Raw genomic sequence first — 4,131 nt, 5'->3', positions numbered from 1 at the left:
TTAAGCGCCCCGCCTGGGGAGTACGGCCGCAAGGCTAAAACTCAAAGGAATTGACGGGGGCCCGCACAAGCAGCGGAGCATGTGGCTTAATTCGAAGCAACGCGAAGAACCTTACCAGGGCTTGACATGCGCCTGAAGCCGCGGAGACGCGGTGGCCGAGAGGAGGGCGCGCAGGTGGTGCATGGCTGTCGTCAGCTCGTGTCGTGAGATGTTGGGTTAAGTCCCGCAACGAGCGCAACCCCTGCCCCGTGTTGCCAGCATTCGGTTGGGGACTCGCGGGGGACTGCCGGCGTCAAGCCGGAGGAAGGTGGGGACGACGTCAAGTCATCATGCCCCTTATGCCCTGGGCTGCACACGTGCTACAATGGCCGGTACAGCGGGCTGCGACCACGCGAGTGGGAGCGAATCCCTCAAAGCCGGCCCCAGTTCGGATCGGAGGCTGCAACCCGCCTCCGTGAAGTCGGAGTTGCTAGTAATCGCGGATCAGCATGCCGCGGTGAATGCGTTCCCGGGCCTTGTACACACCGCCCGTCACACCACCCGAGTCGTCTGCACCCGAAGCCGCCGGCCGAACCCGCGAGGGGCGGAGGCGTCGAAGGTGTGGAGGGTGAGGGGGGTGAAGTCGTAACAAGGTAGCCGTACCGGAAGGTGCGGCTGGATCACCTCCTTTCTAGGGAGGCGCGAGAGCGCCGGCGGGCCGAAGGCCCGCCCGAAGAGAGAAACCAAGAGCTTTTCACAGACACCGCCTCGAGGCCGCTCGGGCGGCCCCTTGCTTCCCCAGCATCCGGCTCCCGGGGCTCCCGCCCCGCGCACCTTGACAGTTGCATAGCGTTTTCGACGAAACGAACGTTAAACCTGAAGAGCCCCCGGAAGGGGGCCGCATCAGAACGATCGCGACGTCTCGATATGGATACCCATAGAAAATGTGCGAGAAGATGTCAAAGGCGCACGGCGGATGCCTTGGCACAGGAAGTCGACGAAGGGCGCGGCAAGCTGCGATAAGCCCCGGGGAGGCGCAAACGGCCTTCGATCCGGGGGTTCCCGAATGGGGAAACCCAGCCAGGGCCATGCCTGGCTACCCGCGCCCGAACCAATAGGGCGCGAGGAGGCAACCGGGGGAACTGAAACATCTAAGTACCCCGAGGAAGAGAAATCAACCGAGATCCCGGGAGTAGCGGCGAGCGAAACCGGGCCAGCCCAAACCCATGCGAGCTCATAGCTTGAGGGCGTTGCCGCATGGGGGTTGCGGGACCGTCGGTCCACGGGCCTCAGACCGTGGGCGGAGTCAGAAAGCGGCGCGGAAGCGGAACGGCCTGGGAAGGCCGGCGGAACAGGGTGAGAGCCCCGTACGCGGACCCGCGCCGCCTCCGTTGGCGGCACCCGAGTACCGCCGGGCACGTGAAACCCGGTGGGAAGCAGGGGGGACCACCCTCCAAGGCTGAACACTCTCCTGTGACCGATAGCGAACCAGTACCGTGAGGGAAAGGTGAAAAGCACCCCGAGAGGGGAGTGAAACAGTGCCTGAAACCGTGCGCCCACAAGCAGTCGGAGCAGCCTTGCGCTGTGACGGCGTGCCTTTTGTAGAATGAGCCAGCGAGTCGCGGCATGCGGCGAGGTTAAGGAGAGACCGAGCCGCAGTGAAAGCGAGCCTTTAAGATGGCGTGTGAGTCGCATGCCGCGGACGCGAAGCCGGGTGAGCTATCCATGGGCAGGCTGAAGCGGGGGTAAGACCCCGTGGAGGGCCGAACCCACTTCGGTTGAAAACGGAGGGGATGACCCGTGGATAGGGGTGAAAGGCCAATCAAACCCGGAGATATCTCGTTCTCCCCGAAATAGCTTTAGGGCTAGCCTCGGACCTTGGTCCGGCGGCGGTAGAGCACTGGATCGCCGAGGGGGCTTCACCGCCTACCGACGCGAACCAAACTCCGAATGCCGTCGGACGCCGTCCGGGAGTCAGAGCATGTGGGCTAAGCTGTGTGCTCGAGAGGGAAACAGCCCAGACCGCCCGCTAAGGCCCCCAAGTTCACGCTGAGTGGCAAAGGATGTGCGTTTGCCTGGACAACCAGGATGTTGGCTTAGAAGCAGCCATGCATTTAAAGAGTGCGTAACAGCTCACTGGTCGAGTGGACATGCGCCGACAATTCACGGGGCTAAGCGTGGCGCCGAAGCGGCGGACTATTACGTAGTGGTAGGGGAGCTTCCCGCGGGGGGCGAAGCCGGAGGGCGACCTCCGGTGGACCGCGCGGGAGTGAGGATGCTGGCATGAGTAACGAGAGCGGCGTGGGAAACGCCGCCGCCGTGAGCCCAAGGGTTCCTGGGGAAGGCTAATCCCCCCAGGGTCAGTCGGGAGCTAAGGCGAGGCCGGGAGGCGTAGCCGATGCGCAACGGGTCGACATTCCCGTACCGCCGACGCACCGCCACCACCGACGGGGCGACGGGGAAGGGTAGCCGGGCGGGGTTCTGGACGCCCCCGTGAAAGCGCGTAGGGCGCAGGGCATGGAAATCAGCCCTGCATTCGGCCCGAGACGCGAGACGAAGCCGTATGGCGAAGCCGGCGAGCCCATGCCTCCGAGAAAAACCTCTAGGGAGGGGCGTCGGCGCCCGTACCAAAACCGACACAGGTGGGCGGGTAGAGCATACCGAGGCGATCGGGAGAACCATGGTTAAGGAACTCGGCATAATCGCTCCGTAACTTCGGGAGAAGGAGCGCCCCCGCCCGTGAGGGCCCTCGCGGCCGGAGCGGGAGGGGGCCGCAGCGAAACGGCCCAAGCGACTGTTTATCAAAAACACAGGACTCTGCCAAGCCGCAAGGCGACGTATAGGGTCTGACGCCTGCCCGGTGCCGGAAGGTTACGCGGATGGGTCAGCCGAAAGGCGAAGCTCTGAAGCCAAGCCCCGGTAAACGGCGGCCGTAACTATAACGGTCCTAAGGTAGCGAAATTCCTTGTCGGGTAAGTTCCGACCTGCACGAATGGCGTAACGACTTGGGCGCTGTCTCAACCATGGACCCGGTGAAATTGTACTATTCGTGAAGATGCGAATTACCTGCGGAAGGACGGAAAGACCCCGTGAACCTTCACTGCAGCTTGGCATTGGCCGTTGGTACGGCGCGTAGAGGATAGGCGGGAGGCTTCGAAGCCCGGGCGCCAGCCCGGGTGGAGCCGCCCTTGGAATACCGCCCTCGCCGTGCCGGCGGCCTAACCCGAGGCCGTCATCCGGCTCGGGGACCGTGCCAGGCGGGTAGTTTGACTGGGGCGGTCGCCTCCCAAAGAGTAACGGAGGCGCGCAAAGGTCCGCTCAGGACGGTCGGCAACCGTCCCGAGAGCGCAAGAGTGCAAGCGGGCTTGACTGCGAGGCCCACAAGCCGAGCAGGGACGAAAGTCGGTTCTAGTGATCCGGCGGCCCAGAGTGGAATGGCCGTCGCTCAACGGATAAAAGGTACTCCGGGGATAACAGGCTGATCTTGCCCAAGAGTCCACATCGACGGCAAGGTTTGGCACCTCGATGTCGGCTCATCGCATCCTGGGGCCGAAGTCGGTCCCAAGGGTACGGCTGTTCGCCGTTTAAAGCGGTACGCGAGCTGGGTTCAGAACGTCGTGAGACAGTTCGGTCCCTATCCTCCGCAGGCGCAAGAGGATTGAGGAGGTCTGCCCCTAGTACGAGAGGACCGGGGTGGACGGACCTCTGGTGCAGCAGTTGTCGACCAACGGCACGGCTGCCTAGCTACGTCCGGCACGGATAACCGCTGAAAGCATCTAAGTGGGAAGCCGTCTCCGAGATGAGTCCTCTCTTCGGTAAGGGCCCTCGCAGAACACGAGGTCGATAGGGCGCAGGTGCAAGGCGGGCGACCGCCTCAGCCGAGCGCTACTAATAGCCCGAGCTCTTCTCGCGCCATTCACGGGCGTCCGGTCGGCGTCCGCCAGTCGAAGCGCTGTGCAACCGCCAGGGTGGCGCGGAGCGCGCCCTGGGCGGCCAGAGAGCCGCGGGGGAGCGCCCCCCGCGAGCGCGACCATGGAGGCGGGGATCGCCCGGTCCCATTCCGAACCCGGAAGCTAAGCCCGCCATCGCCGAAAGTACTGCGGGGCAGCCCGCGGGAGGACAGGGCGTCGCGCTCGCGGAGGGCGCTTTTCT

At 64.3% G+C, this 4,131-nt stretch carries 3 rRNA genes; all 3 read left to right on the top strand.

The window, feature by feature from the left end:
* Nucleotides 1–670: ribosomal RNA gene (locus B5F40_RS15565) — 16S ribosomal RNA — on the top strand; the annotation flags it as partial.
* Nucleotides 671–928: 258 nt separating this feature from the next.
* Nucleotides 929–3,891 (top strand): 23S ribosomal RNA (locus B5F40_RS15560).
* A gap of 110 nt (nt 3,892–4,001) precedes the next feature.
* Nucleotides 4,002–4,115, top strand: a 5S ribosomal RNA gene (gene rrf / locus B5F40_RS15555).
* The last annotated feature ends 16 nt before the right edge of the window (nt 4,116–4,131 follow it).

Source organism: Gordonibacter sp. An230, assembly GCF_002159915.1.
Lineage (GTDB): Bacteria > Actinomycetota > Coriobacteriia > Coriobacteriales > Eggerthellaceae > Rubneribacter.
Note: the sequence above shows the minus strand (reverse complement) of the source record. Positions and strands in the feature narration are given on the sequence as shown.